Genomic DNA, 22,059 nt, shown 5'->3' on the forward strand with positions numbered 1-22,059 from the left:
CCCCCTCCCACATTTGGATTGTGTACATATCCAAAACCGAGGCCACTTTAATTACCGATGAACCTGCCACTCTTCGCCCGGCGCCTGCTGCGCCCATTGCTCGACCCCTACCGCCGCTATCGCCACGCCAAGCTGATCCACGCCGTGCGCGTGTCCATCGGCTTGCTGGCGACGATCCTGCTGACCACCGGCATCAACCTGCCCCATGGTGAATGGGCATCGGTGACCATGCTGGTGGTGATCGGCGGTTTGCAACACCACGGCAATATCGGCAAGAAGGCCGTTGAGCGCGCCTATGGCACGCTGATCGGTGCCAGCGTCGGTCTGCTGCTGGTGGTGCAGGAGGCGTATGTCGGCCAGCCGTTGCTCACCTACCTGCTGATGTCGGTGGTGTGCGGGTTCTTTTCCTATCACGCCATCGGCAAGGGCGGGTACACGGCGCTGTTGTCCGCGATCACGGTGTTTATCGTCGCGGGGCACGGTGACAACCCGTTGTCGGACGGGCTGTGGCGCACCGTGGATATCCTGATCGGCATTGCCTTGGCGTTGGCGTTTTCCTTCGCCCTGCCGCTGTATGCCGTGTATTCCTGGCGCTACAACCTGGCCAGCGCCCTGCGTGATTGCGCCCAGATCTACAGCCGGATCATCAATGGCCAGTCGGTCACCGACGACGAACACCTGAAACTGCTCAACCGCCTGAATGCGGCGATGCTGCAATTGCGCTCGCTGATGCCGTCGGTGTCCAAGGAAGTGCGCATCTCCATGACCGAGCTGGACACGATCCAACGTCACCTGCGCATGTGCATCAGCACCCTGGAGATTCTCGGCAACACCCGCCCGGACCCGCGCGATGAACAGGCGATGGCACGCATGCAAGTAATGCTGAAAGCCGAGCATCGGCAGATTCGCGTGCAGTTGGTGGGCATGGCGCGGGCATTGAAGTCAGGGGTCACGGAGCGGCTGGAGCGCCCCAGCCCTGTCAGCGGCGGCGAGCCCAGCCTGGACGCGCCGGTTTACAGCGCGCTGGATGGGTATCGATTGTTGACCGTGCAACTGGCGGCGAATGTGGATGCGATGCGCCAACGCCTGGCTAAAAGCGCCGGGCGCTGGAGGATCTAGAAAGGTGGCCCGTTGACCGGTTTACTCGCATCGACACTTTCACACTTTCTCTTACATATTTTTCACGTTTTATTTACATCCCGAGACGTAGGGTGAAGCCTCATCCGTTACAAACGTTGCACATCAAGCCCGCCGCCCCAGCGGGCTTTTTTTTGCCTGGGATTCTCAGCGCGAGGCCTTGGCGGCCGGCGTTGTCGCCTGTTCACGAATGGCACGCTGGGTATCCAGCACCTTGGCCAGCGCGTGTTCGGCTTCCGGGCTTTGCTGCGGCACACGAATCGCCGCCGAGACCAGGGTGATCAGCTTGGCCATCACCTCGGCATCCGTCGCCGGGCGGCCCAGGCTCATGGAGTTCATCAGCAGGCGCAGTTCGGTACCGGCCATGACCCCGGAAATCGCCTTGAGGGCAAATTGCAGGCGTACCCCCAGTTCATTGCGCGGCAAATCCGGCAAGGCCAGGGCAAAGGCTTCGAAGAAGCGCTGGAACACCGGCTGGTAATGCACTTTGAGGTATTCCTGGATAAACGGCGAGGTGTCGCTGTACACCCGTCCGAGGAAACGGATGAACGAACGCCCTTCCCCACTCCCCGGGTCGCTGCGTTCCAGGCCCATGGCCGGGGCGAAGAGCACGCCGAGCAAGGTGTCGCAGTCGAGGGGACCGTCGGATTCGGCCTCACAGCGCGCCAGCAATTCCAGGCGCTGCTCGTTGAGCGGCTCCAGGCGTTGCATCAGCAGGGTCTTCATCAGGGAGTCCTTGTCCCCGAAGTGGTAGTTCACCGCAGCCAGGTTCACCTGGGCGCGCTCGGTAATCTGCCGCAGCAGCACGGCGTCATAGCCGTATTTGATGAAGAGAGCCTCTGTCGCATCCAGCAATCGAGTCTTGGTAACGTTTGGAGCGCTGAGTTTCTTCGCGACCATAAGGGTTCCACGGCGGAAATATTGTTTTAAAAAATAATTTGATTTTTTATACCGGTGCGGCCGGTCGAAAGCAAGTAGTGACACACCGCCATACTATCCAAAGCCTTTGCCCACGGGGATTTTCAGACGGGTCAGGCGCCTTTCGGTAGACTCCCGTACCGGTGAGGGAAATCTTTTCAAAGCGTAAAACCGCTCTACATCCACGGCTGGCGGAGCACCGGGAACACGGTTAGTATTCAAACAATATTTTAAAAACAAGAAATAAAACCAGTCCGTGACGCGAACCAGATAGCTCCCGAACTTGTTACAAAGATTTACAAAGGGCGCATGACGGCAGCGTCGAGACTGCAGGCGTAGTCACGATGACAGATACCCCCGCGCACCCAGGCTTGATTTCCCTGCAAGGCATCGGCAAGCGTTATCAGCTCGCCGGGCAGGAACTGACCATTCTCAATGAGGTGTGCCTGTCCATCGAGCGCGGTGATAGCTGCGGCATCCTCGGCGCCTCGGGCTCCGGCAAAAGCACCCTGCTCAATATCCTCGGCCTGCTGGACCTGCCCAATTGCGGCCAGTACCACTTTGCCGGCCACGATATTTTCAGTGCATCCCCGGACGAACTGGCGGCGATCCGCAACCAGCAGATCGGCTTTGTGTTCCAGAGCTTCAACCTGCTGCCGCGCCTCAGCGCCCTGGACAACGTCGCCCTGCCCCTGAGCTATCGCGGTGTATCGCGGCATGAATCGGTGGCGCAGGCCCTGCGCATGCTCGAACAGGTCGGGCTGGCCGAGCGCGCCCATCATCGCCCCGCCGACCTCTCCGGCGGCCAGCGCCAACGTGTGGCGATTGCCCGTGCATTGGTGGGCAAGCCGTCGGTGATCCTGGCCGACGAACCCACCGGCAACCTCGACAGCACCACCGCCCAGGACATCATGGACCTGCTGCTGGCCTTGAACCGCGAGCAACAGGTCACGCTGATCATCGTCACCCACGACCCGCATATCGCCGAACGCCTGGAGCGCAAGATCCTGGTGCGCAACGGCGTAGTGCACGAGGCCGGGCGCCTATGAGCCTGCGGGTCGAACAGAGCTTCAGCCAACTGCTGCATGAAGCCTTCGTCAGCCTGCGCACCCTGGGCAAGCGCTCGGTGCTGGCCCTGCTGGGCATCGTCATCGGCAGTTCGTCGGTGGTGGCGCTGATCAATATCGGCCATAACGCGGCAGTGGATGCCGCGATGATTTTCAAGGACATGGGCACCGACACCCTGGTCGCCCAGTTCCCGCCCAAGGGCAGCAGCACGGTCCCCGCGCCCGCGAGGCTCGACCTGGATGCAGTGCGCCAGGCCGTGCCGGGCATTGCCCATATCGGCGCGCTGACCTTGTTCAGCGGGCCCATCGTGTTCCATGGCCGTACCACTAATGCCAACCTCGTCGGCAGCACACCGGACATCCAGGCGGCGATGCGCCTGGTGGTACGGCAGGGGCGCTTCCTGTCGAGCTTCGACGCCAACGAAACCTATGGCGTGATCGGTGACCAGCTGGCCCAGGCCCTCGGAGCGCCGGGCGATCCGCTGCAACTGGGCGACCGCGTGCGCATCAACGACTACCTGTTCCTGGTGGTGGGCATTCTGCAGAACCAGCCCAGGGCAATGCTGATGCCGGTACAGGCCAACGAGTCGTTGTTCATTCCCGCCGAAGGCATGCGCCGCATCCATGCCATGCCGCAGATCGGCAATGTGATTATCCGCGCCGCGCCCGGCCAGGACATGGAACACATTGCCACGGAAGCCGCCAGCGCCTTGCAGGCCCAGCTCACCGACCACACTGTCGACATCCAGGTGCCCCAGCAAATGATCGACGGCATGACCCGGCAAAGCCGCACCTTCGCCTACCTGCTGCTGGCCCTCGGCGCCATTTCCCTGGTCGGCGGCGGCGTAGGCGTGATGAATGTGATGCTGATGAACGTGTCGGAGCGCCGTCGTGAGATCGGCATTCGCATGGCCCTGGGCGCTCGCCAGCGCGACATCCGCAACCTGTTCCTGCTCGAAGCCGTCACCCTCACCGCCGTCGGTGCGCTGTGCGGTGCGGTGCTTGGCATGACCGCCGCATGGCTCTATGCCTGGCTGTCGGGCTGGCTATTCGACCTGGCCGTCGCCGCCCTGCCCCTGGGGGTGGGCAGTACGTTGCTGGTGGGCTTGTTCTTTGGCATCTACCCGGCGGTGTCGGCCTCGCGGTTGCAGCCGGTGGAGGCCTTGCGCGATGAGTAAATGGCTCGGGTTGCTCGTGTTGATCAGCCTGCACGGCATGGCCGCCGAGGTGGCCATCAAACCGTCGGCCCCCAGCAGCACCCGCAGTGGTTACGACCGGGGCGTGTCCTTGAATGCCCAGGTCACCACCATGACCCTGGGTGACGCCGTGTACCTGGGCCTGCGCAACAACCCGGCGATCCGCAGCGCCTACCTGCAACGGGTGGCGCAGAAGTTCGACCTGCGCGTCGCCGAAGACGTGTTCAACCCCAAGCTCACCCTTAACAGCTATTACCGCAGCACCCGTGGCTCCCAGGACAGTGCGCGCAATGCCAACGTGGCGCCGGCCACCAGCTTGCTCAGTGAATACGGCACCCGCCTGAGCATGGCCTGGACCCAGCAGCTGAACAACGCCGACCGCGCCGGCCGCTACCGCAGCGACGGCCTCGACCTGGCGATCATCCAGCCGTTGATGCGCGGCGCCGGCTGGGACGCCACCACCGCACCGTTGCGCCTGTCGCGCCTGTCGGAACAGGCCAACCGCCTCAACCTCAAGGCGACCGTGGCGCAGACCATCAGCCAGATCATCGCCACCTACCGCGAACTGCTGCGGGCCCAGGAGCAACTGAGCATCGTGCAGGACGCCCTCAAGCGCTCCGGCACCTTGCTGGAGGTGAACAAAGCATTGATCAGCGCCGGGCGCATGGCCGAATTCGAGATCGTGCAGACCGAAGCCGATATCGCCACCCAGCAACTGGGCGTCGAAGAAGCGCAGAACCAGCTCGACACCAACCGCCTGGCCTTGCTGCGCCTGCTGGCCCTGGACCTGTCCACGCCGATTCGCGCCACCGAAGCCCTGGAGGCCAAGCCCATGCAGATCGACAAACGCCAGGCCTTCAACCTGGCGCAGACCCAGCAACCGGAATACCTCGCCGCCCTGCTCGGCAGCCAGCAGGCCGACCTCAACCTGGTGATCGCCAAGGACTCCGGGCGCTGGCAGGTGGACCTGGTGGCCGGCGCAAACCAGATACGCGACGCCTACAATAACGATGCCGGCAGCACCAACAACCGCACCTGGGACAGCTACGCCGGGGTGCAGGTGCAGATCCCCATCGGCGACATCAGCACGCGCCAGGCCGAAGTGCGCGCGCGGGTCAATGTGGAGGACCAGGAGATCCGCATCACCGACGCCCGCCAGGAACTGGAACGCAACGTCAACGACGTGGTACGCGACCTCGGCACCCGCTGGCGCCAGTATGAAATATCCCAGCGCGCGGTGGAGTTGTCGCGGCGCAAGATCGAGATCGAACGCGAGAAACTCAGCGCCGGACGCTCCACCAACTTCCAGGTGCTGAGCTTCGAGACCGACCTGCGCAATGCCGAAAACGCGCAGCTCAACGCCCTGATCGCTTATTTGAACGCCCAGACCCAGCTCGACCTGACCCTGGGCATGACGCTGGAAAGTTGGGAAATCGCCCTCAATGACTACTAATCGAAAACGCCTGCTGGGCGTCGCGTTGATCCTGCTGCTGGCCGGCGCGGGGCTGGCCCTGCGCAGCCCCGCAGAAGGCCCGGCCGGCGCCACCGAACAATGGCTGGCCGTCAAGCCCGACCCGCTGGTGCACCAGATCGGCCTGGTGGGCAAGATCGAACCCGACACCACCCTCACCCTCACGGCGCCGTTCGACGGCAACGTGCAGGCCAATCTGGTGGAGCAAGGGCAGCGGGTCGAGGCTGGCCAGGTCCTGCTGCGCATGGACCCGGCCACCCTTGAAGTGCAGTTGCGCGACGCCCTCTCCGCCCAGCTCAAGGCCCGCCGCGCCGTGCAGGAGCTGCAGGACTGGGACAGCGGCCCCACCGTCAGCCGTGCGCGCCGCAGCCTGCGCACTGCCGAAATGACCGCCGGCAATACCCAACGCAAACTCACCGAAAGCGAAAACCTGTTCAAGCGCGGCATCATCCCGCGCAATGAGCTGGACGACCTCAAGCAACAGGCCCAGCAACAGCAACTGGACCTCGCCTCCGCCCGCAGCGAACTGCAACAGGCCCTCGACCAGGGCAAGGGCGAATACCGCCAGATCGCCGACATGGAACTGACCAACGCCACGGTGAAATACGAGGCCTTGCGCACCCTGCTCGCAGGCAAGGAGGTGAAGGCGCCGTTCTCCGGCATCGTGGTGCCCGCCCCCGGCAACAGTACGCCCCAAGGCGGCAACACCAACGCGCCGATTCAGGCCGGCAGCAAGGTCAGCCAGGGCCAGGTGCTGTTCGGCCTGGCCAATATCGAGCGGCTGAAAATCGTCGCCAAGGTGTCTGAGCTGGACATCAACCAGCTGCACCAGGGCCAGGCGGTGGAAGTGCTGGGCGATGGTTTTGACGGGGAGCGGCTGAGCGGCTCGGTGAGCGTGGTCAGCGGCCTGGCGATTGCCAGCGACAGCCAGGGCAGCGCGCAGTTTCCGGTGACGTTGTCGATCCCCAGGCTGACCCCGCAACAGTTGCAGCGGGTGCGCCTGGGGATGAGTGCGCGGTTGACCATCGTCACTTACAACAATGCGCAGGCGATAGTGATTCCGAGCGAGGCGATCCAGGCGGACAGGACGGTGGAGTATCGAGAAGCGATGGACAAGCCGGTGGAGCGGGTGAAGGTGACTACCGGGCAATCGACGCCGCAGGGGGTTGAGGTGTTCGGCCTAAAACCCGGCTTCGTAAAGACCTCAAAATAAATGGAGATCCCCTGTGGGAGGGGGCTTGCTCCCGATGGCGGTGGATCAGTTAAAAACCTGTGTCTGACACACCGCTATCGGGGGCAAGCCCCCTCCCACATTTAGAAATGCGCCAACTTCAATGCCAAGGCCTTGGCCTGAAGCGCCACATCCGTCACCGCAGTGCTCTCCCACCACATCCCGCGCAACGGCGGGCCCATGGCGAACAATCGCGTGCTGACCCGGCCCTGGGCATCCAGCACGGCGCCGCACGTATCCGCAGCAATCCCCAACGCCAGCGGCCCCGGCCTGATCAGCCCGCGCTTGAGCAACTGTTGCGGCAACGGCCGGGCCACGCGGCGCCAGTCGTATTCGATGCCGCTGGAATTGATCAGCGCCGCTCCCGATACCAGGCTGACCACCTGTTCGCCACGGTAACGCAAGCGAATGGTCACGCCCTCGCCCGAAGGCTCCAGCCCCTTGAACGACGCCGCGCGAATGCGCAACCGCCCTTGCTCATGCAGCCGGGCCACCAACTGGGCACTCAACGGCGGCGAGCGGTGGTGATGGCTTTCCCACCAAGGCCGCACATGCCGCACGAACTGACGTTTCTCGCCCGCGCTGGCCTGGCTCCACAGCCGGCCGATATGGGCGCGCACGGTGTCCAGTGGCGCCTGCCAATCGATACCCTGCGCCAGTGCGAGGCGGCATTGACGACGCACTTCGCGCAGCAGTTGCCGAGGGCTGCGCAAGGCGTGGTCGGCGGCGAGGAAATCGTCCCAGCCCGGCGGCTGCCGGCGCACATGGGGCAACAAGCCGTGGCGTGAAAACACCTCGATGGGCCCACGGTGCCCGGCCTGCTCCAGGGACACCACGGCGTCGACCATGGTCAACCCGGAGCCGATGATCAGCACGGGCGCCTGCGGGTCGATCCGGGCCATGGCCTGCACGTCCCAGGGGTCCACGGCGGCGGCGTTCAAGCCGCTGGACTGGGTCTGCGGTGTGCGCGCCGCCGGGAACATGCCGGTGGCCAACACCGCCTGGGCGCCGTGCAATTGCTGGCCGTTGTCGAGGGTCAGCAACACTGAATCGTCGCCGACCTGCAGGTCGACGACTTCGGCGCGGATATGCTCGACGGTAGACGCCGACAACGCCTTGGCCTCAGCCAGCCGTTGCTGCGCATACAGGCCAAAAATCCCGCGTGGCGGGAACAGTTCGCTGATGGGCACGTGCTGCTGGTCCGACTCGGGCCAACCGCCGGCACCGATGTAGGCGGTGAGCCATTGGGTCAGGTCGTCGGCGTTGTCCGGGTCGACGCTCATGCGCGCCGCGTTGCCGTTCAAGGTGTGGCCCAGTTCGACGGCGCTGTAGGCCTCGCCACGGCCGAGTTCGGCGCGCGGTTCGATCACCAGGATCCGGCGCTGCCCAGGCCGGCGCAGCAGTTGCACCGCCAGCATCGTGCCGCTCAGGCCGCCGCCGATGATCAGCACATCAGCGTTGCGGAGGGATTCAGTCATGCACATTCGCCTTTACTGTTTACCCAGATAAATATCGTGCAAATCGCCCCGCGCCAACAGCTCGGCGGCGCTGCCACTCAAGGCCACGCGCCCAGTATCCAGCACGTAGCCCTGGGACGCATAGTTGAGCGCGACGTTGATGTTCTGCTCGGCGATCAGGAAGCTCACCTGCTGCTCGCGGTTGAGCTGCGCGATGATCTCGAAGATCTCCTGCACGATCATAGGCGCCAAACCCATGGACGGCTCGTCTAGCAGTACCAAAGTAGGACGGGTCATCAACGCGCGGCCGATGGCGACCATCTGTTGCTCGCCGCCGGACGTCAGGCCCGCGCGGGTGTGACGTTTGGTCTTGAGCCGCGGGAACCACGCATAGATACGCTCCAGGTCCTGCTCCATGGCCTTGCGGCTCAGGCGCCGCACAAAGCCGCCGCTGCGCAGGTTGTCTTCGACGCTGAGCTGGCCGAAGACATGGCGGCCTTCCAGCACATGCACCATGCCCTGGCGCACGCGCTGGCTGGGGTCGACGCCGGCCAGGTCGACGCCCGCGTATTCGATCACGCCCCGGCTGACTTCGGCGCGCTCGGCCCGCACCAGCCCGGAGATCGCCTTGAGGGTGGTGCTCTTGCCGGCGCCATTGGCCCCGAGCAGGGCGACGATGGCGCCCTTGGGCACGCTCAGCGACACCCCGGCCACGGCGAGGATCGCGCCGTCATAGATCACTTCAATATCGTTGACCGTCAACAACGACGGGCGCGTAGCTTCGCTGGCGAGCTGGCTCATGATCTATTCATCCCCGGTGCAGGTGCGTGGCGTCAGGCCTTTTTCCTTGGCGAACGCCGCGGATTTTTCATCGATCAGCGGGCGCAACAGGGCGCGGTCGGCGGCGATCCAGTCGCTGATCAGCGTCCAGTGGGCGCCGTCCCATTGCTGCACGCGCGCCGAGCCGCCGCCTTCGTGGTCGCGGCACGACAGCTTGAGGTTCTGCATCAGGCCCAGGTAGCCCATGTCCTTCAAGCGCGCGTCATCGATATTCAGGTGTTCCAGGCCCCAGCGGCCTTCTTCGCCATTGAGCGGACGCTTGCCGAACCTGGCCTGGCCGGTGCGGATCGCTTCCACGGCTACGGCGGCGTTCACCAGGCCGGAGTTGTAGTAGACGCTGCCGAAATTCTTCAGGTCCTTGAGGTCGCTGTGGCCCTTGTCGAGGATGTATTGCTTGAGGCGCTTGTGGATCTCGAAATCCGCACCTGCCGGGTAAGGCGTGAGCGCCAGGTAGCCCTTGGCGGCGGCGCCTGCGGGCAATACGTCTTCGCTGGAGCTGGCCCAGATGTCGCCGATGATATGGTCCACCGGGAAGCCGAAGCGTGCGGCGGTTTTCACCGCCACCGGGGTGGACACGCCCCAGGTGCGCAGGAACACCCAATCCGGGTTGGCCTGGCGTACCTGGCGCCATTGCGCGGACTGCTCATTGCCCGGGTCGGCCACCGGAATCTGGATATTTTCAAAGCCGTATTTTTCCGCCAGCAATTTCAGCGGGCCGAGGGTTTCGCGACCGTAGGCCGAGTCGTGGTAGACCGTGGCGATCTTCTTGCCCTTGAGTTTGTCGAAGCCGCCTTCGCGCTGGGCGATGTAGTTCACCAGGGTCGACGCCTCGCTGTAGAACGTCAGCATCACCGGGAAGTTGTACGGGAACACCGTGCCGTCGGTGGCTTCGGTGCGACCGTAGCCGAGGGTGATCAGCGGGATCTTGTCCACCTCTGCCCTTTCGCTGAGGGCATAGGCCGCCGGCGCGCCGTTGGGCTGGTACACCGCGACCGGCGCGCCATCCAGGCCGTTCTTGAAGCGCTCGTAGCACTCGATGCCTTTCTCCGCCGTCCACTCGGTCTCGCATTCCTGCCACACCAGCTTCACGCCATTGATGCCGCCTTCGACCTCGTTGATATAGCGCAGGTAGTCGATCATCCCGGCCCACACCTGCACGCCGCTGGAGGCGTAGGCGCCGACGCGGTAGGTGGCCAGGGGAAAGAACTGCTGGTCGGCCGAGGCTACCGCCTGGGGCACGGCACCGGCCAGGGCAGCCAGCGCGAAGGCGGCGCCGGCCAGGGAGCGTTTCAAGGATGCACGCATAGGGATTCTCTTATTCAGTCAGAAACGTAGGGGCCACTGACGCAGCCGGTCACGGAGGTTGTACAACAGGCGAATCAAGCCCTCGGGCTCCTTGATCAGGAACACGATGATCAACACGCCAAAAATGATTTTCTGCAGGTTCTGCAACTGCCCCGCGTCCACCGAGCCACCGAACAACGCCTGCCCGACATGGCTGAGGAAGATCGGCAGCAAACTGATGAATGCCGCGCCGACGAAGTTGCCGGCAATGCTGCCCATGCCGCCGATAATGATGATGAACAGGATCTGGAATGAGCGGTTGATGTCGAAGCTGCTGGCGCTGGCCGTGCCCAGGTAGGCAAACGCCCACAACGCGCCGGCGATGCCGAGGTAGAACGAACTGACCGCAAACGCCAGGCGCTTGTAGCGCACCACCGGGATACCGACCACGGCGGCGGCGGTGTCCATGTCGCGGATCGCCATCCAGTTGCGGCCCACCTGGCTGCGCACCAGGTTGACGGCAGCCCAGGTCAACAACAGCACCGTGACCAGGGTCAGCCAATAGCGGCCCAGCGGCGTGTTGAGGTCATGGCCGAACAACGCCAGCTTCGGCGCCGAAATGGTCCCGGACGAGCCATAGTTGTAGAACCAGGGGAACTTGACGAACAGCCACTCGAGGAAAAACTGCGCGGCCAAGGTGGTAACCATCAGGTAGAAGCCTTTGATCCGCGAGCTGGGCAAGCCAAACAGCAATCCGACCACGGCGCTGATGATCCCGCCGCCGAGCAGCGCCACCGGCAGGCCCAACTCCGGCAGGCGCAGTAAAAACCCATAGGTGGCGAAGGCACCGACGGCCATGAACCCGGCGGCACCCACCGAGGTTTGCCCGGTATAGCCGGTGAGTAAATTCAGGCCCAGCCCGGCCAGGGACAGCACCAGGAACGGGATCAGGATCGCATTGAGCCAATAGTCATTGCCCCACAGCGGCACCACGATAAACGCCAGTGCCAGCAGGCCGAGCAGACTCCAGGGCAGGCGCCGCTGGACCAGCAGCAAGGGGGCGGTGTGTTCAGCAACAGGGATCGACATGCTTTCAGACTCGCTCGATGGCGCGCTCGCCGAACAGGCCGGCGGGACGGATATACAGGAAGGACAACGCCAGGACATAGGCGAACCACGGTGTGATGCCGCCACCGATCAGCGGGCCGATATACACCTCGGCGAGGTTCTCCGCCGCGCCGACAATCAGCCCGCCGACAATTGCCCCGCCAATCGAGGTGAAGCCGCCGATGATCAACACCGGCAAGGCCTTGAGCACCACCAGCGACAGCGAAAACTGCACGCCCTGGCGCGCGCCCCACAACAACCCCGCCACCAGCCCGACAATGCCGGCCACTGCCCAGACGATCTGCCAGATGCGGTTGAGGTTGATGCCGATGGACAGCGCGGCCGTGGTGTCATCCGCCACCGCGCGCAGCGACACGCCAATGCGGGTCTTGTTGAACAGCAGCGCTAGCACCGTCACCAGCACCACGGCCACGGCCGCGGCGATCAGGTCGAACTGGCTGAGCATCAGCGGCCCGACGAACAGCGGTACATCGTCGATGCCCAGGTCCAGGGCGCGCACCTGCGAGCCCATCACGCCCTGGGCCAGGCCTTCGATAATGAACGACAGGCCCAGCGTCGCCATGAACAGCGTGATCTGCGAGCGGTTCACCAGCGGCCGCAGCACCAGGCGCTCGATGAGCAAGGCGCCGACGATCATCACGATCACCGTCAACAACAACGCCAGGGCAAACGGCACACCCTGGTCGTGCAGGCTGACGAAGGTCAGCGCGGCAAACAGCAGCATCGAGCCCTGGGCAAAATTGAACACGCCGCTGGCCTTGTAGATCAGCACGAAGCCAATCGCGACCAGGGAGTACATGGTGCCGGCGAGCAGGCCGCCGAGCAGGGTTTCGAAGAAAAACGTCATCAGTGCGTCACTCCCAGGTAGGCCGCGATCACCTCGGGGTTGGCCTGCACTTCGGCGGGTGTGCCGTCACCGACCTTGCGCCCGTAGTCGAGCACCACCACATGGTCGGACAGCCCCATGACCACGCCCATGTCGTGTTCGATCAACACCACGGTGGTGCCGAGGTCGCGGTTCACGTCGGCGACAAAGCGCGCCATTTCCTGTTTTTCCTCGGCGTTCATGCCGGCCATGGGTTCGTCCAGCAGCAACAGGCTCGGCCCGGCGATCAATGCACGGCCCAGCTCCACACGCTTTTGCAGGCCATAGGACAGGTTGCCCACCAGCACATCGCGGTAGGCTTGCAGCTCCAGGAATTCAAGGATGCCCTGGGCGCGCAGGCGGAAGGCTTCGGCTTCACGGCGTGCGCGGGGCAAGCCGAGGGCCTGTTCGATAAAGCTGGTGCGCATATGCCGCGACAGGCCGGTGAGGATGTTGTCGAGCACGCTCATTTTCTTGAACAGGGCGTTGTTCTGAAAGGTACGGCCAATGCCTCGGCGCGCGGCGCCCAGCGGGTCGATACGCTGGAAATGCTGCGCCTCGAACACGATCTCGCCGGCATCGAAGCGATACACGCCGTTGAGCACGTTGAGCAATGAACTCTTGCCGGCGCCGTTGGGCCCGATCAACGCGCAGATTTCCCCGCGCGCCACCTCGAACGACAGCCCATTGATCGCCTTGACGCCCTTGAACGACAGCGAGATGTCCCGCACCTGGAGAATGGCTTGGCTCATGCACGTTCCCGTTTGAATTCGGCAAGCCACGTCGGCTCGGCATTGGATTTGAGGGGCTGCCAGATATAGGCCAGGCGCTGGAAGCCCAACAGTGTGCGCACGCGGTTTTTCAGCAGGCGGCGCAGGCCGCTGTGCGGGTGGGCAATGGCCCAGTCGCACAGGCGTCGACGCCAGGTGCCGTGGGGTGGCAGGCGGCTTTCGATCTCGTCGGCCAGGTGCAGCAAACGGGCGGGCGACAGCAGCAGGCCGGTGGGCGCGACTTCGCTGCGATCACGTCGCGCCGAGGCCAGGCTTTCCGGGAAGGCCAGGCCGTGGCCGCTGCTCAGCCACTGCTCCAGCACCACCGCCAGGCCGCCTTGCCAGTGGGTGCCCTCCTCGCTCCACAATGCGGTTTCACCGGCTGGCTGCCACCAGCGCTGCAGGTGTTGCGCCGGGTCCACGGGGCCGAACAGTTGGGCGAAATCCAACCGCTGGGTGAAGGTCCAATCGCGCTGGCGACCTTGAACGTAGGCGTGGCTGGGATGAATACGCCACAGTTGTTGCTCCAAGGCCTGCGGCTCGAGGTTATCGGCCAGCGTCAGCACCTGTGCGCCGACGGACTGGGCCGCCAACGCCAGCAACAGCAGGTTCGGCTCAAAGGCGCCGCTGAGCACCAAGCGTGACTGTTGATTGAAACCTTGCTGGCGCAAACCATCGGCCAGGCGTTCGACATCGCGCAAGGTGTCGATCCAGCGCCAGGCGTACCACTGGCCCTGGCGCTTGTGGCGCAGGGCGATGTGCAACGGTGTGAGTTGCGCCCAGTGGCGCAGGTGTTCCAGCAGGGCCGTTGGTTCGTGCACGCTCATAGGGGGTTGCTCCTATTGGGGGGTGTGCGTGCGGTGGTCCGCTGGCTTGATTATTTGGATCGACACAGGACAACTGTGGGAGGGGCGGTGCGACGATTCGACTTGCTCCCGATGGTGGTGGATCAGTTAGAACACCTTTGACTGAGCCACCGCTATCGGGGGCAAGCCCCCTCCCACATTGGTTTTTTGTATCCCAGATAAATTGCGGTAGCCCGCGCCAGGGTGGTTCGCGCCCAACCTTGCACCGTCGCCGAACAACTTCTCGCGCAACGTGCCCTGGGCGTATTCGGTCTTGTACACGCCGCGCTTCTGCAACTCCGGCACCAGCCATTCGACGGCGTCGACAAAGGTTTCGTGGGTCAGCGCATAGGCGAGGTTGAAGCCGTCGACGTCGGTCTCTTCGACCCACTCCTGCAACAGGTCCGCCACGGTCTCCGGGCCGCCGACGAACAGCGGGCCAAAACCGCCGATACCGACCCAATCGGCCAGTTCGCTGGGGGTCCAGACCTTGTTCGGATCCGCCGTGGAGAAAGCTTCCACCGCCGATTGAATCGCATTGGTGTGCACGTGCTTGAGCGGTTCATCCGGCTTGAACTGGCTGAAATCGATCCCGGTCCAGCCGGAGATAAGCGCCATCGCGCCTTCATAACTGACGTAGGATTTGTATTCGTCGAATTTGGCCTTGGCCTTGGCGTCGGTCTCGTCGACGATCACGGTCTGCAAGTTGAAAATCAGGATTTTCTTCGGGTCGCGCCCGGCTTCGGCCGCACGGCGGCGGATGTCGGCGACGGTCTTTTTCAGCAGCACCTTGGACGGCGCGGCAACGAACACGCATTCGGCCTGCTCGGCGGCAAACTGCTTGCCACGGCTGGAGGCACCGGCCTGGTACAGCACCGGCGTGCGCTGCGGCGACGGTTCGCACAGGTGGATGCCGGGCACCTGGAAGTGTTTGCCGACGTGGCGGATCTCGTGGATCTTGCTCGGGTCGCTGAAGATCCGACGTTCGCGGTCGCGCAGTACCGCGCCCTCTTCCCAACTGCCTTCCCAGAGTTTGTAGCAGACCTCCAGGTATTCCTCGGCATAGTCGTAGCGGGCGTCGTGTTCGGTCTGGGCTTTCTGGCCAAGGTTCTTGGCGCCGCTTTCCAGGTAGGAGGTGACGATGTTCCAGCCGATGCGGCCCTTGGTCAGGTGGTCCAGGGTCGACAGCCTGCGGGCAAACGGATACGGGTGTTCGAACGACAGCGACGCGGTGAGGCCAAACCCCAGGTGCTCGGTGACCAGCGCCATGGGTGCGATCAGCGACAACGGATCGTTGACCGGCACCTGGGTCGCCTGGCGAATCGCCGCGTCGCCGTTGCCGTTGTACACGTCGTAGATGCCCAGCACGTCGGCGATAAACAGGCCGTCGAACTTGCCGCGCTCAAGGATCTTCGCCAGGTCGGTCCAGTATTCAAGGTCCTTGTACTGCCACGAGCGATCGCGCGGATGCGCCCACAGGCCCGGCGATTGGTGGCCGACACAGTTCATGTCGAAGGCGTTCAAGCGGATTTCACGGGACATCACAGCACTCCGTTGAGGTGGTAGTTGCCGACGACCTGGTATTTCCAGCGCAACGGATCATCCAGGGTCGGTGGCAGCGCGGTGCGTTGGCCGGTCAGTTCGAATTCGGTGTTGCTGGCAAAGAGCAAGGCTTCGGCGGCGGCGATCTGCGCTTCAGTGACGGCGACCGGGCTTGGGTCGGTTTCGGCGCGTTCAAGCAAGGCGGCCGCTACATCCACGCGAATCTGCCAATCGCCGAAGCGGCTGATCACGTAGGGGTCGTCGCTTTTTTCGACGTGGCGACGGGTGCTGTCCAGCAGTTGGCGTGCGAGGGTCAGGGCGGTCATGGGTCAGGTCCTCAGTTCCAGGCGTGGCGCGCAGGCTTGACGCCGTTGAGCACGAAATTGCCGATCAGGTGGTATTTCCAGCGGGCCGGGTCGTGCAGGGTGTGGGTCCGCGCGTTGCGCCAGAAGCGGTCGAGGTTGTGCTTGGCGGTGACCGAGCGGGTACCGGCCAGTTCGAAGAGTTTGCTGCTGGCGAGCAAGGCGGTTTCGGCCGACAGCACCTTGGCCTGGGCAACCACCAGCGAGGCCTGGGCGACGGTGTCTTCATTCGGTTCGGCGAGGGCCCGGTCGACGGCCAGGCCGGCCTTGGCGAGGATCGCTTCGGTGCCGTGCACACGCCATTGCAGATCGCCGATGGCGGCGATGGTGAACGGGTCCTGCCAACCGTGATCCTGCTGGCTGTCGATCCACGGACGGGCCTGGCGCGCGAAGATTTTTGCCTGCTCCAGGGCGCCGACGGCAATACCGGTGTCGACCGCGGCCTGGATGATTTGCGAAATCGGCCCGTCGGCGGTGGGCTGGTCAAACGCCAGGTGGGCGGGAATCACCGCGCTCAAGGGCACGCTCACGCCGTCGAGGGTCACGCCGCCGCTGGCGGTGGTGCGCTGGCCGAAGCCGTCCCAGTTGTCGATGACGGTCAGGCCTGGCGCATCGCGCTCGACGAGGCCGATGAACGCCTGGCCCTTTTCGTTATTACCCACGGTGGGCACGATATGGGCGAACAACGCGCCGGTGCAGTAGAACTTCTCGCCATTGATCTGCGCGGTGTCGCCGTGGAAGCGAATCTGCGTGTCGAAGGTGCCGGCGTTTTTGCTCTTGGCCTCGGAGAAGGCGTTACCAAAGCGATAACCCGCCAGGACTTTGCCAAAGTAGTGGCGCTTTTGTTCCTCGGTGGCGGTTTGCAGCAGGATGTCCACCACGCCCAGGTGGTTCTGCGGGATTTGCCCCAATGACGGGTCGGCGGCGGAGATCAACTTGATCACCTCGGCCACCGTCACATAGGACACCCCGGCGCCGCCATAGGCCTTGGGAACGGTGATGCCCCACAGGCCGCTGGCGGAAAACTCGTCCAGTTCGGCAACCGGCAGGCGCCGCTCACGGTCGCGCGCGCTGGCGTCGACGGCAAAGCGTTCGGCCAGGCGCTTGGCGACCTCGATGGCCTCCGCGTCCGAGCGGATGATATGGGCAGGTTGTTGAGGGTGGGCAGACATGGGCCGACTCCAGGCTCCGAGGGAATAACGGAGTGACTGCAGGAGTCGTGCCGGATTTAAATCACCATAGGCGTCAACGGGTTACAGGAATAAGAGCTATTTTTTGCCCATCACCAAACAGCAAAATGTCCAATTGCTGTTGCGCTACCAACAGCTGAATCCTCTCGTGTCGAAACGAGCATCAGTTTTTCCCCAGAAAACCAACGCGATAAACAAGGCGTTACGTTCCAGGAAGGCTTGTTGTAGACAGCGTCAGATCGTCTGGCTACCAACGCCAAGTGGCCTGATCTTATACTGGCCTTCAATCAGGCTATTGACCGAACGCTCCACCTGAGCCCTCGCCTGCGCTGCGCTGCCAGAGTTGTTGGCCTCCCAGCGTTGAATGTTTCGCTGCCCGAACAGGTCGATAAATGCGTTCTTCCTGTCGACCATAATCGTTGTAATTTGTTGTGTGCTGACATTATGTTCCGGGCTCTTATCGCGATATGGAAAATCCTGACTGCCTGCCACCCAGTTTTCGGCAAAAAACTGCTGAATTGCTTGATCAGGTAATATCGACAATCTGTAGGCGACTTCCAAAGCCGGCCCGAGCGCCTTTTCGTGAGTCTGGACATTTTTGGCTTCATAAACATCGTTTTCAGTCTTGACTAGATCTTTGATGGTAGAAAGTAGCGGCCTGCTCCGCGGGATAGTGCTGATACCCGTTAGCGAGGGGGGAAAATCGCTGGAGAATGTTGAATCCTTTCGCTCAAACAGGCTGGTGGACTTCAATGGGTTCTCCGGTCGTGCCCCCTGGGTTGCCCGCTCAAAACTCTCTGCCTTGGAAAGCCCACCAAAACCCAAGGTACCGCTTCCGCCAAAATCAACAGTCATGCCTCTGTATTGACCCTTGGCATTATCGGGTTGGAAGTAACCAAAATTGCAAAAGGAAAAATTCAAATAATCCCAATTATTAATCAGCCGAGACGCAAAGTAGTGTTGCTGCTGGTCAAACTTTAGCTCCGACGGCAGTAAATCATTCAGTTTCTCCAGCGCCGAAAACTTAATCAGGTTTTGTGATTTTACTTCATCAAGCACTCCCGGCGCTCGCCGATGCTCGCCATCAGGAAAACGTTGATAAATATTTTCAAGATGGCTATCTGCCTGCTTATAGCGCTGAACGAGAGCATGATAAGAATCGATGTTTTTTTTAATTCCAGAGTCGCTGACGAGCGACTTCTCACCCGCCCCTCTAATGAGTTCAGGCATCAGACTGGTATCTAACAAGAATGTACCGAGGTCCTTGAAGCTCGGCTCGACCTTGGACGCAACACACGCAAACTTTGATAAATCGGCATTCGCAGAAAAATCCCCCCTAGTTGTTTTATTAAAATCAAAAAAACCCTCACAACCATTGCACAACATCATCTTCGGCGCACCCAGTCCCGTCATCGAGAATAGATTACCCATGGCAACCTCCTCGGCGGCCACGTAGTTCGTATAGTAAGGATTTTTGACGCGATACAACTCGTTATTATGCTCAATGAATTGGGCGTCACGTGTAAATAAAACCCCATTACTGCTGCGTTCTACAGGTACTCCACGCGACAGATTAACGGGTTCCTTCGGCACCGATCCGCGAGAGTGCTCTATGCCTACGTTTATTGTTGGTGTGTTTGAAGGCGCGGGCGTCAAGGCATACGGAACCAAAGCCGGTGAAACAGGAGAAACCAACATACCCATGACCTCTGTATAAAATTGAAAGATTTCAAATATCGCTTCGCCCACTCAAGAGTGGCGAAGGACAAACCCAAAAAGCAGCGCAACACTTAATTATTGAGTCAAAACGTGCTCGACACCGCCTCCCTAAGGCTGTTTCCATGGATTGGGAACATACACAACAGGAATGCCTTCAAATTGTTTTTTGTTCGAGGCCGAGTTGAAGGATACCATCAGCCCCGAGTGAGTTTTAGGCATCAACCCGAACAACTCACTCTTAATATTGCCGCTTCCAAACTTCTTACCCTCAAGCACGTCAATCATTTTATCCAATGTGATACTGCCAGCATCGGCCTCACCGCCCGGCAGCCTCTGATTCACGCGCACATGAATATGCAGACCGGCGGTTGAGTCTCCGTAGATCGGGCTATGTAAATAGATCTGCGCGGTATCTTTTCCAGGTTGATAACCATAAACTTTCTCAATGGAGCGCATGCTCATTTCCTTAAACATCTTAAGTAGCTCAACATGCTCCTTTTGCACATCAACAGGGTTGACTAAAAACGTGCGACCTGTACGTTTTTCGTATTCACCTACACTTTCCCGCGCATCTACACCTACACCTGTATTCACGCGATATTTGAAGACTTCTTGAAACGCTTGGCGATTTTCAAAGAGATCAGGAGGTACCCAATACCCCACCAGCGCATAGCCACCGCTATGCCGAGTGCGAGTACTCAAGTCCATTGGCTCTGGAAAAACCTCGGGATATTTTTCTATGTATCGAGTATTCGGCATCAGCACGATCCCCCCCTGCGCAGTGAACGGCGTTGCAGGAAACTGCTCAGGGTGCTGCCGAAAAGCAAGGAATTTCGGGTCACTCGGCTCCGTTAAAAAACTGTATATAAAATTAGGCAGTACTGGATTGTTCGCATAGCGAGCTATGCGTGTCTCCATGCCAGCCTCGGAGACTAGCCCTACTTGAGGCATGTTGTATTTAGCCGCTGATTTTTTTGAAAACAATGGACCCCTATTCAGGATAGTTCTATCAACGTGAGGAAGGCTAAAAAGTTTATCCTCGCGTCTTTTTCGATGTGGCGAATGCTCATAGGCGATAGGAGAGGAGCGTTTCTTCTCTTCTGCACCGATAATATGCTCAGCCTCCCAACTGCTCCACTGTCGCGGGAATTCATTACTGGGTTTTACCGGGCAGGCGCGCAAATTAACTGATGGCGCATCAATATCTAATGGCAAAGGCCAGCCAGTTATACTTTGTGGATTGACAGGCACGGGCATTTCCTTTTTCTATTGATCCCCTTTGGAGAGCACAGAAAAATAATGCGTCATACTTGGTAAGTCGCGATGACTATTCTGACGATAGCGACAGAGCTTTCCGTGTTGCTTCAAATCACCACAGTGCGAACAAACCGAACAGCCACCGAGCCATCATTGCAATAGACATGGTTTTGATCGCTGCCAAACATAAAGAACTCACCCGCCGAAATGTATTTCTTCGCGTCGCCCAGCCGCAGGGTCAAACAGCCGTCGAATACAAAAATCTGCACGTTCCAGCCTTCCGGATCGGGTTCTGGGCTATATCGATCACCTGACTCCAGGCGCATCTCCCAAAGTTCGACTTCACGCCGCGCCGTGGCCTTGGCAAGCAATATCGCTTTACTACCGGGAATATCACCGGCCCAGGCCAGTTCGTTGATGCGGCTGTGATCGCGCACATCCGGCGCCTGGATCAGGTCGCTGAACGCCACATCCAATGCTTCGGCCACACGGTCGAGGGTGGACAGGCTGACGTTCTTTTCCCCGGCCTCGATGGCCACCAGCATGCGCCGGCTGACCCCGGACTTTTCCGAGAGCGCAGTCTGGCTCAGGTCGGCGGCGTGGCGCAGGCGACGAACGTTCTGGCTGACGTGCTGCAGGACCGAGGCCCGTTGTGGATTTTCTTTGTGCACTATATTGCTCAATGGGTGGGTGTGCGCAGTATACTGCCCAGCGTGCGGCGCATTGTGCGGTCCGTGCCTTTCCCTTGCAAGACCGAGCCGCCATGACCACGCCGAACTCCCCCTCGCGTTTCCACCGTTTCAGCAAAGCCGAGTGCATCCTGGTGTTTATCACCATGATCTGGGGCGGCACGTTTTTGCTGGTGCAGCATGCCATGACTGTCAGCGGGCCGATGTTTTTCGTGGGCCTGCGCTTTGCGGCGGCGGCGATTGTGGTCGGGTTCTTTTCCTTGCGTACCTTGCGCGACCTGACGTTGTTCGAATTGAAGGCGGGCGTGTTCATCGGCGTAGCGATCATGTTCGGCTACGGCCTGCAGACCATTGGCCTGCAGACGATCCTGAGCAGCCAGTCGGCGTTCATTACCGCGCTGTATGTGCCGTTCGTGCCACTGCTGCAATGGCTGGTGCTGGGCCGGCGCCCGGGGTTGATGCCAAGCATCGGCATCATGCTGGCGTTTGCCGGGTTGATGTTGTTGACCGGCCCCGCCGGGGCTTCGTTGAATTTCAGCCCAGGGGAAATCGCCACCCTGATCGGTGCCGTGGCGATAGCGGCGGAAATCATTTTGATCAGTGCGTTCGCCGGGCAAGTGGACGTACGCCGGGTGACGGTGGTGCAACTGGCGACGGCGTCGCTGCTGTCGTTTTTGATGGTGGTGCCGATGGGCGAGGCGCTGCCGGGGTTCTCCTGGCTGCTGCTGTTCAGCGCCGTGGGCCTGGGCCTGACCAGTGCGGTGATCCAGGTCGCCATGAATTGGGCGCAGCAAAGCGTTTCGCCGACACGGGCCACGTTGATCTACGCCGGTGAGCCGGTGTGGGCCGGGGTTGTCGGGCGGATCGCCGGCGAGCGGTTCCCGCCGATTGCCATGCTGGGGGCAGCGTTGATTGTGGTGGCGGTGATTGTGAGTGAGATCAAGACAAAAGGGCAAAAGGCCATCGAGTTGCAGGATGAGCGGGAACAGGAGCAACAGGGCTAGGGTCCGAAACAATGCCAAACGGGAGTTTTCGACCTACTTTGTAGGATCCTGCCACATGTTGCCGTTTGGTGATCGACAAAGCGGCAC

At 61.5% G+C, this 22,059-nt stretch carries 20 protein-coding genes; 6 read left to right on the forward strand and 14 right to left on the reverse strand.

The genetic code is table 11. The features are described from left to right. Window positions 1-57: 57 nt before the first annotated feature. Window positions 58-1,119: an FUSC family protein gene (locus tag BB029_RS17195; protein WP_065940081.1), complete on the forward strand. Its 1,062-nt coding sequence runs from the start codon at window positions 58-60 to the stop codon at window positions 1,117-1,119. A gap of 165 nt (window positions 1,120-1,284) precedes the next feature. Here the strand turns inward: BB029_RS17195 and BB029_RS17200 are convergent, their stop codons facing one another. Further along, entirely contained in the window at window positions 1,285-2,037 is a 753-nt protein-coding gene (locus BB029_RS17200) for a TetR/AcrR family transcriptional regulator (RefSeq protein WP_065940082.1), read from the reverse strand. Window positions 2,038-2,399: 362 nt separating this feature from the next. Between BB029_RS17200 and BB029_RS17205 the strand changes: the two genes are divergently transcribed. The 4 genes from BB029_RS17205 to BB029_RS17220 are packed head-to-tail and all read left to right on the forward strand — an operon-like array spanning window position 2,400 to window position 7,002. After that, complete coding sequence (locus BB029_RS17205; RefSeq protein WP_065940083.1) at window positions 2,400-3,104, forward strand: ABC transporter ATP-binding protein; 705 nt, start codon at window positions 2,400-2,402, stop codon at window positions 3,102-3,104. Further along, window positions 3,101-4,300 carry an ABC transporter permease gene (locus BB029_RS17210; protein WP_065940084.1) on the forward strand — a complete coding sequence of 400 codons (1,200 nt, stop codon included), beginning with the start codon at window positions 3,101-3,103 and terminating at the stop codon, window positions 4,298-4,300. Before BB029_RS17205 ends, BB029_RS17210 begins: the two co-directional genes overlap by 4 nt. After that, entirely contained in the window at window positions 4,293-5,771 is a 1,479-nt protein-coding gene (locus BB029_RS17215) for a TolC family protein (RefSeq protein WP_065940085.1), read from the forward strand. The genes BB029_RS17210 and BB029_RS17215 overlap by 8 nt, the downstream gene beginning before the upstream one ends. Next, a complete protein-coding gene (locus BB029_RS17220) occupies window positions 5,761-7,002 on the forward strand; it encodes an efflux RND transporter periplasmic adaptor subunit (RefSeq protein ID WP_065940086.1) in 1,242 nt (413 codons plus the stop codon). Before BB029_RS17215 ends, BB029_RS17220 begins: the two co-directional genes overlap by 11 nt. Window positions 7,003-7,103: 101 nt before the next feature. Here BB029_RS17220 and BB029_RS17225 read toward each other — a convergent pair whose 3' ends face one another. The 13 genes from BB029_RS17225 to BB029_RS17285 form a co-directional block, all read right to left on the reverse strand. Further along, window positions 7,104-8,498 carry an FAD/NAD(P)-binding protein gene (locus tag BB029_RS17225; RefSeq protein WP_065940087.1) on the reverse strand — a complete coding sequence of 465 codons (1,395 nt, stop codon included), beginning with the start codon at window positions 8,496-8,498 and terminating at the stop codon, window positions 7,104-7,106. A 12-nt stretch (window positions 8,499-8,510) separates the two neighbouring features. Then, window positions 8,511-9,278, reverse strand: a complete 768-nt coding sequence (locus tag BB029_RS17230; protein ID WP_027606304.1) for an ABC transporter ATP-binding protein — start codon at window positions 9,276-9,278, stop codon at window positions 8,511-8,513. 3 nt (window positions 9,279-9,281) lie between these two features. Then, window positions 9,282-10,622, reverse strand: a complete 1,341-nt coding sequence (locus tag BB029_RS17235; RefSeq protein WP_065940088.1) for an ABC transporter substrate-binding protein — start codon at window positions 10,620-10,622, stop codon at window positions 9,282-9,284. An 18-nt stretch (window positions 10,623-10,640) separates the two neighbouring features. Further along, a complete protein-coding gene (locus BB029_RS17240; protein WP_065940089.1) occupies window positions 10,641-11,690 on the reverse strand; it encodes a branched-chain amino acid ABC transporter permease in 1,050 nt (349 codons plus the stop codon). Between the two features lie 4 nt (window positions 11,691-11,694). After that, window positions 11,695-12,576, reverse strand: coding sequence for a branched-chain amino acid ABC transporter permease (locus BB029_RS17245; RefSeq protein ID WP_027606301.1), 882 nt, complete (start codon window positions 12,574-12,576; stop codon window positions 11,695-11,697). Continuing rightward, window positions 12,576-13,346 (reverse strand): ABC transporter ATP-binding protein, encoded by a 771-nt coding sequence (locus BB029_RS17250; protein WP_065940090.1) that lies wholly within the window; start codon window positions 13,344-13,346, stop codon window positions 12,576-12,578. The genes BB029_RS17245 and BB029_RS17250 overlap by 1 nt, the downstream gene beginning before the upstream one ends. Beyond that, the gene (locus BB029_RS17255) at window positions 13,343-14,191 is read right to left on the reverse strand and encodes an AMP-binding protein (protein WP_065940091.1); all 849 of its coding nucleotides are present in this window, start codon (window positions 14,189-14,191) and stop codon (window positions 13,343-13,345) included. The genes BB029_RS17250 and BB029_RS17255 overlap by 4 nt, the downstream gene beginning before the upstream one ends. A 126-nt stretch (window positions 14,192-14,317) precedes the next feature. Continuing rightward, window positions 14,318-15,751: an LLM class flavin-dependent oxidoreductase gene (locus BB029_RS17260; protein ID WP_065940092.1), complete on the reverse strand. Its 1,434-nt coding sequence runs from the start codon at window positions 15,749-15,751 to the stop codon at window positions 14,318-14,320. Beyond that, window positions 15,751-16,077 carry an acyl-CoA dehydrogenase gene (locus BB029_RS17265; RefSeq protein ID WP_065927040.1) on the reverse strand — a complete coding sequence of 109 codons (327 nt, stop codon included), beginning with the start codon at window positions 16,075-16,077 and terminating at the stop codon, window positions 15,751-15,753. The genes BB029_RS17260 and BB029_RS17265 overlap by 1 nt, the downstream gene beginning before the upstream one ends. Before the next feature lie 11 nt (window positions 16,078-16,088). After that, the gene (locus BB029_RS17270) at window positions 16,089-17,285 is read right to left on the reverse strand and encodes an SfnB family sulfur acquisition oxidoreductase (RefSeq protein ID WP_065940093.1); all 1,197 of its coding nucleotides are present in this window, start codon (window positions 17,283-17,285) and stop codon (window positions 16,089-16,091) included. 252 nt (window positions 17,286-17,537) lie between these two features. Next, window positions 17,538-19,001, reverse strand: a complete 1,464-nt coding sequence (locus BB029_RS17275; protein WP_141696559.1) for a hypothetical protein — start codon at window positions 18,999-19,001, stop codon at window positions 17,538-17,540. A gap of 129 nt (window positions 19,002-19,130) precedes the next feature. Then, window positions 19,131-20,273 carry a hypothetical protein gene (locus tag BB029_RS32935; RefSeq protein WP_141696560.1) on the reverse strand — a complete coding sequence of 381 codons (1,143 nt, stop codon included), beginning with the start codon at window positions 20,271-20,273 and terminating at the stop codon, window positions 19,131-19,133. Between the two features lie 113 nt (window positions 20,274-20,386). After that, on the reverse strand, window positions 20,387-20,950 hold the full coding sequence (locus BB029_RS17285) for a helix-turn-helix domain-containing protein (protein WP_065940096.1): 564 nt from the start codon (window positions 20,948-20,950) through the stop codon (window positions 20,387-20,389). Between the two features lie 92 nt (window positions 20,951-21,042). Here BB029_RS17285 and BB029_RS17290 point away from each other — a divergent pair, with 92 nt between their 5' ends. Next, window positions 21,043-21,972, forward strand: a complete 930-nt coding sequence (locus BB029_RS17290; RefSeq protein ID WP_027606294.1) for a DMT family transporter — start codon at window positions 21,043-21,045, stop codon at window positions 21,970-21,972. The last annotated feature ends 87 nt before the right edge of the window (window positions 21,973-22,059 follow it).

Origin of the sequence: Pseudomonas sp. S3E12, from assembly GCF_001702295.1 — a bacterium.
GTDB lineage: Bacteria > Pseudomonadota > Gammaproteobacteria > Pseudomonadales > Pseudomonadaceae > Aquipseudomonas > Aquipseudomonas marginalis.